The following is a 6000-nucleotide window of genomic DNA, read 5'->3' as shown; positions in this document are numbered from 1 at the left end:
AACTGGGTGACCGCCGACCACCAGCCGGGCCAGCCGGCGGTGGCGAACATGAGCCTCGGCGGCGGCCTGAACACCTCGCTGAACACCGCCGTGGCGAACTCGATCGCCGACGGCGTCACCTACGCGGTGGCCTCCGGCAACTCGAACCAGAACGCCTGCAACTTCTCGCCGGCGTCGGTGCCGACCGCGCTGACCGTCAACGCTTCGCAGAGCAACGACGCGCGGGCCTCCTTCTCCAACTGGGGCACCTGCACCGACCTCTTCGCCCCGGGTGTGAGCGTGCTGTCGGCGTGGCACACCAGCGACACCGCCACCAACACCATCAGCGGCACCTCGATGGCCTCCCCGCACGTCGCGGGTGCGGCTGCCCGGGTGCTCGAGGTGAACCCGACCTGGACCCCGGCCCAGGTGCACGCGTACCTGGTCGGCCAGGCCACCACCAACGTGATCACCAGCCCGGGCACCGGCTCCCCGAACCGGCTGCTCTACCTGGCCCCCACCTTCTGATCGACCCCCGCTCCACCGGCCCCGAGGCGACCTCTCGCCCCGGGGCCGGCCCCATCTGCGAGGAGAGACCATGACCAGATCACGCCTCCGGGGGCGGTTGCTCGCCCTCGCCCTGACAACCGCCCTCACCGCCGTTCTCGCGCCGGCCGGCACCGCGTCGGCGGCCGGCGTCGCCGAGGGCACGATCCGCCACGCCGGAGCCGCCGACGCCGTCCGGGACAGCTACATCGTCGTGCTCCGGGACGACGTGGCGCGGTCGGTCGACGGTGCCACCGGCACCGCCGGGGTCACCCGGGTCGCGGACCGGCTGCGCGCCCGCCACGGCGGGACGGTGGGGCACGTCTACGGCAACGCCCTGAACGGGTTCGAGGTACGCCTGTCCGAGCGGGCCGCCCGTCGCCTCGCCGCCGACCCGGCGGTGGCGTACGTCGAGCAGAACCGGATGACCCCGCTGATCGGTCCGGGCACGCAGTTCGGCCCGCCGTCCTGGGGCCTGGACCGGATCGACCAGCGGAACCTGCCGCTGGACAACCGGTACAGCTACCCGAACACCGCGCACAACGTGCACGTGTACGTCGTCGACACCGGCGTCCGGGCCACCCACCTGGACTTCGGCCCCCGGGTCACCGGCGGGGTCGACCTCGTCGACGGCGCGCTGCCGGCCGACGACTGCAACGGCCACGGCACCCACCTCGCCGGCACCATCGGCGGCACCAGCCACGGGGTCGCCAAGGAGGTCGCGATCCACCCGGTCCGGGTGCTGAACTGCGCCGGCAGCGGCACCTTCGCCACGGTGATCGCCGGTATCGACTGGATCACCGCGAACGCCGCCCGGCCGGCGGTGGTGGAACTGGCCATCGGCGGGTCCGCCAACACCACCCTCGACGCGGCGGTGACCAACTCGATCAACCGGGGGATCACCTACGTCACGACCGGGGGCAGCTCGAACGGGAGCGCCTGCAACTTCTCGCCCGGCCGGGTCCCGGGCGCGCTGACCGTGGTGGGCACCTCGGCGACCGACGCCCGGCTGTCGAGCGGCAACTACGGCAGCTGCATCGACCTGTACGCGCCGGGCCAGAACATCACCTCCACCTGGTACACCAGCAACACCGCCGTCAACACGATCAGCGGCGGGTCGGCGGCCTCCGCGCACGTCGCCGGCTGCGCCGCCCTCGCCCTGTCGGCGAACCCGACCTGGACCGCGGCCCAGGTGTCCAGCTACCTGACCAGCCGGGCGACCGCCAACATCGTCACCGGCGTGCCCAGCGGCACCCCGAACCGACTGCTCTACTGCGGGCCCTGACCCGTCGCCCGCCGCCCGACCACGCGGCACGCCCGTGGCCACCCGGTCCCCCGGGTGGCCACCGCAGACCCACTCAGGGCGGAGGCATTGCCCGTGACCACGGACCCGACTACCGTCCAATCCAGTGACGATTGACTATATGGTCATCGGCGGTGGCATCGCGGGCGCCACCGCCGGCTACCACCTCGCCCGGTACGGCCGTGTGCTGCTGGTCGAGATGGAGCAGGTGCCCGGCCACCACTCCACCAGCCGCTCCGCCGCCCTGTTCACCGAGTACTACGGCGGCCCGGCGGTCCGCGCGCTGACCCGGGCCAGCCGCGACCTGCTGGCCCACCCGCCGCCGGGCTTCGCCGCCCACCCGCTGCTCACCCCGCGGGGCGTGCTGACCCTCTGCCCGGCCGGGGACGAGGAGTTGTTCGACGCCCACCTGCGCGACGGCGCCGAGGTCGACCCGCCGGCCCGGGAGATCGACCTCGCCGAGGTGCCGGGGGTCTGCCCGATCGTGCGGCGGGACCGGCTGCGCCGGGCGATGGTGAAGCCCGCCGCCCGGGACCTCGACGTCGACGCGCTGCACCAGGGCTACCTGCGGGGCATCCGCGCGGCCGGGGGCACGATCAGCCGACTCACCCGGGTCCGGTCGCTGCGTCGGGAGCGGGGACGCTGGCGGGTCACCACGGACGCCGGGGACGTCACCGCCCGGACGGTGGTGAACGCCGCCGGGGCGTGGGCCGACGAGATCGCCGGGGCGGCCGGCGTGCGCCCGGTGGGGCTGACCCCGCTGCGACGTACCGCGTTCCTGGTGGACGCACCGTCCGACCTGGACGTCACCGGCTGGCCGATGGTCAACGACGTGGCGGGAACCTTCTACCTCAAGCCGGAGTCGGGCCACCTGCTGATCTCCCCGCAGGATGCCACCCCGGTCCCGCCGGGAGACGTCCGTCCGGACGACCTGGACGTGGCGCTCGGGGCGGCCCGGGTGGAGGAGGCGACCACGGTGACCGTCCGGCGGATCCGGCACGCCTGGGCGGGGCTGCGCACGGCCGCGCCGGACGACGTACCGGTGATCGGGCCGGCACCGGACGCGCCCGGTTTCCTCTGGCTCGCCGGGCTCAGCGGCTACGGCGTGCAGACCGCCCCGGCCGCCGGCGTCCTGCTCGCCGCCCTCGCCACCGCCGGCCCTCCCCCCGTCGACCCCACCCCCTACTCGCCGGCCCGCTTCACCGCCGGTCGACCGTGAGGCCGCCGGCGGTCCCCGGCGGCGGCGACGGCACGACCACCGGGGCGAGCGCGGGCGGGGTCAGCGGGATCTGGCCGGCGGTGCGCTCAGCGGGGAGGCGGAGATGACGGCGGAGAGCAGGGCCGCCACCAGGGTGACCCAGAAGACCGCCGGGTAGCCGGCGGCGCTGGCCACCAGGCCGGCGAGGGGCCCACCCGCCACCAGGCCGATGTCCCAGAACGAGGTGAACGCCCCGAGCGCCGCGCCCTGGTGCGCCGGGTCGGTGCGGTTGATCACCAGAAGGGCCAGCGCCGGGAAGAGCAGCGAGAGCCCGGCCCCGATGACCAGGCCGCCGAGGATCGCCACCCACAGGTTCTCCGCGACCGCCACCAGCAGCAGACCGACCGCCTCCACCAGTGCCGACCAGAGCGCCACCCGGCCCGCCCCCAGTCGGTCCGGCAGCCCACCGGCGAAGAGGCGCACCCCGACGTAGGTGACGCCGAAGGCGTTGAACGCGGCGATGCCGTTCTCCACCCCCCGGTCGGCCAGGTGCAGTGCGGCGAAGGCGGCGAGGCCGGCGTACCCCAGACCGGCGAGGGAGAGCGCGACCCCCGGCGCGACCGTGCTGCGGGGCAGGAACCCGGCCCGCCCGGCGGCCGGCGCCCGGGTCGGCCGGCGCCGGCCGGCGACCAGCGCCAGCCCGGCCACGGACGTCAGGGCCGCGAACACCCAGACCGCCGGGTATCCCCCGCCGGTACGCAGCAGAACCGTGCCGAGCAGTGCGCCGAGGGTGATCCCGGCCCACATGTGGATGCCGTAGAGCCCGACGATCCGGCCCCGCCGTTGCGCCGGCGCGAGCGCCACCAGCCAGGCCGCCCCGGCGGTGTAGACCGCCCCCTCCCCGACGCCGTGCACGATCCGGACCGCGACCAGCAGCGGGATGCTCCCGGCGACCAGGTAGCCGAGACTGGCCAGGCCGCAGAGGGCGGCCCCGGCGAGCATCACCGTCCGGTAGCCGTGCCGGTCGCCGATCCGGCCGGCGATCGGACGGGCGACGACCGCGGCGACCGCGATCGCCGCGATCACCACGCCCACCTCGACGCGGTTGCCGTCCAACTCCTCCAGGACGAGGAAGGGCAGCACCGCCAGGGACGCCCCGACCCCGAGCAGGCAGAGCAGGATCGCCCCGAAGAGCGGCAGGTACGGGCGGTAGAACCTGAGGGTGCCGCCGGGCGCGGTCGCGGTCATCAGCGGTCTCTCCTAGGCCGGGACGACGTGGAAGAAGTGGGTCGGCAGGTGGATGGCGAGTCCTTCGTGGATCTCCGCGCAGACCGCCGGGCCGTCGGTGGCGAAGGTACCGGGCGGCGGTACGGCGATCCGGATCGCCGAGCGTCCGGCGTCGAGCAGCCGCGCGGCCATCGCGAAGTCCCCCACCACCGCCTCCCCCGGCGCCACCATTCGGGTACGGGAGATCTGCACGCCGTTGCGGGCCAGGTCTTCCAGCAGCCCGTTGCGGCCGAGCAGGTGGGTGTAGTAGTCGCGGGGGTTGACGATCATCGCGTGCGGGGTGGCCCCGGTCTGCTCGATCTCGTCGCAGGCGGCCAGCAGTCCGGTGAGCCAGTCGTGCCGGTACGGCAGTTTCGCGATCTCCGGGTGCCGCAGCAGCCCGTGCTCGCCGATGGTGAGCGCCTGGTTCTCGGCGGTGGCGAGCCGGACCAGCAGCCGGTAGTCGACGAAGACGGCCAGCCCCTCCGGGTCCTTCGCCAGTTCCTCGGGGATCTGCACCCAGGCCCGGATCGGGTGCACCCCGGCCTCGGCCATGCCGAACCGGAACGCGGCCTCCCGGCGCAGCTCCGACTCGTGCACCGCCGCCGCCTCGGTGGCGGCCGGGCGGCCCTCGCACCAGAACCGGACCGGCTCGGTCCCCACCGGCCGCTTCCGGAACAGGTTGCGGACGGTCACCCGGGGCCGTTCCTTCGTCGGCTGGAAGGCGTCGGTGATGGTGAAGTCGAACCGGACCTCGGCTCCCGCCGGGTCGGCGGCGTACGCCGCGGCGAACTCCTCGCCGGGGGATCGGGGGACGGACGGCGCGCTGACGCTGGTCATGACGACTCCTCGGCCGGGATGGCGTGCTGGATGAGGCGCTGGTAGAAGGGGTGGTGGTAGTCGTAGTACGCGCGCAGGGTGGCGTCGTTCTCCACGGTGGCCGCGAAGTCCTTCTCCACCGGGCGGAAACCGGAGGTCCGTTCGACGTCCAGGTGCCAGACGCGGGTGCGGGCCCACTCCGTCCGGTCCCCCGGGTCCCAGGCCAGCGCCTCCGGCCGGTACGGCAGGTCGACCGCCGCGCACCAGGCCGCCACCACCCGGGCCGGGTCGCGCAGCAGCGCCTCGGCGGAGAGCACCACCGGGGGCCGGTGCGCGGTCGTCCGGACCAGCTCGAACAGCTCCCACTGGTGCTCGTAGCCGATCTCGTGACAGGCCACCGTCGGCTTGATCGCGTGGTGCGAGCTGATCGTGCGGGCCGGGTGTCGGACCAGGAAGGTGTGCGTGACGTCGGCGATCCGGTCCGGCGCGTCGAAGAGGTGCCCGTACCGGTACTCCAGCGTGTCCTTGACGAAGACCGGGCGGTCCCGGCCCAGGTCGAGCAGGTGCGCGGTGACCTCGGTCGGGCTGGTCACCGTGACGGTGCCCCCGTCGGCGGTGGGTAGCTCGACGCGGCCGGTGTCCACCAGGGTCACCAGGGGCTCGTGGACCACCGTGACGTCCCCCCGGGCGATCATCATCCGCAGGAAGGCGGTGGAGATCGCCCGGGGGTGCGCCCACATGGCGATCAGCGCCATACCGCCTCCGTCGGCTCCCCGGGCCGTGCCGCCTCCGCCGGTACGCCGCGCCGTGCCGGTGCCGGCGCGGCGGAGCGGCCCGCCGCCTCCGCCGGGGCGGGCCGGGCGGGGCGGGTCGGTGGGGTGGGCGCGGC

Annotated in this window: 6 protein-coding genes; 3 read left to right on the top strand and 3 right to left on the bottom strand. The window is 74.7% G+C overall.

Annotated elements, in window-relative coordinates:
* The 3 genes from AB0F58_RS16920 to AB0F58_RS16910 all read left to right on the top strand — a co-directional run.
* The coding region (locus tag AB0F58_RS16920; protein WP_357143234.1) for a S8 family serine peptidase at positions 1-507 on the top strand (507 nt) is incomplete at its 5' end.
* 70 nt (positions 508-577) lie between these two features.
* The gene (locus tag AB0F58_RS16915) at positions 578-1810 is read left to right on the top strand and encodes a S8 family peptidase (RefSeq protein ID WP_357143232.1); all 1233 of its coding nucleotides are present in this window, start codon (positions 578-580) and stop codon (positions 1808-1810) included.
* Positions 1811-1934: 124 nt separating this feature from the next.
* Positions 1935-3047 (top strand): FAD-dependent oxidoreductase, encoded by a 1113-nt coding sequence (locus AB0F58_RS16910; protein ID WP_357143230.1) that lies wholly within the window; start codon positions 1935-1937, stop codon positions 3045-3047.
* Between the two features lie 60 nt (positions 3048-3107).
* Here AB0F58_RS16910 and AB0F58_RS16905 read toward each other — a convergent pair whose 3' ends face one another.
* The 3 genes from AB0F58_RS16905 to AB0F58_RS16895 are packed head-to-tail and all read right to left on the bottom strand — an operon-like array spanning position 3108 to position 5866.
* Positions 3108-4274, bottom strand: a complete 1167-nt coding sequence (locus AB0F58_RS16905) for an MFS transporter (protein ID WP_357143228.1) — start codon at positions 4272-4274, stop codon at positions 3108-3110.
* Between the two features lie 12 nt (positions 4275-4286).
* Positions 4287-5132: a family 3 encapsulin nanocompartment shell protein gene (locus tag AB0F58_RS16900; RefSeq protein ID WP_357143226.1), complete on the bottom strand. Its 846-nt coding sequence runs from the start codon at positions 5130-5132 to the stop codon at positions 4287-4289.
* Entirely contained in the window at positions 5129-5866 is a 738-nt protein-coding gene (locus AB0F58_RS16895) for a hypothetical protein (RefSeq protein WP_357143224.1), read from the bottom strand. Before AB0F58_RS16895 ends, AB0F58_RS16900 begins: the two co-directional genes overlap by 4 nt.
* Positions 5867-6000: the final 134 nt, after the last annotated feature.

This window comes from Micromonospora sp. NPDC023956 (genome assembly GCF_040639195.1).
Lineage (GTDB): Bacteria > Actinomycetota > Actinomycetes > Mycobacteriales > Micromonosporaceae > Micromonospora.
Note: the sequence above shows the minus strand (reverse complement) of the source record. Positions and strands in the feature narration are given on the sequence as shown.